The 226-nt window shown below is 37.2% G+C and carries 1 protein-coding gene; it reads right to left on the bottom strand.

Annotated elements, in window-relative coordinates; genetic code table 11:
* A partial coding sequence (locus Q0762_RS13975) for a cadherin-like domain-containing protein (protein ID WP_298767754.1) occupies positions 1-226 on the bottom strand: 226 nt, incomplete at both ends.

Genomic DNA, 226 nt, shown 5'->3' with positions numbered 1-226 from the left:
ACTTCATCATCTGCAACTGGTGCAAGTTGATCAAATGTAATGGCAACATCTGCCATATCAGTTAAACCATCTTCATCGGCTACTGTATAAGTAAAGTTTACTGGCTCTGTACTATCTGTAAATGGTGTAACCTCTAATGTACCATCTGGATTTAATGAAACTACCGTTCCATCATCTAATGTTACTGGGTTATTAGCATCTATTGGAGATGTAATACCTGTTACTG

Origin of the sequence: uncultured Polaribacter sp. (assembly GCF_947495205.1) — a bacterium.
In the GTDB taxonomy this organism is placed as follows: Bacteria; Bacteroidota; Bacteroidia; order Flavobacteriales; family Flavobacteriaceae; genus Polaribacter.
Note: the sequence above shows the minus strand (reverse complement) of the source record. Positions and strands in the feature narration are given on the sequence as shown.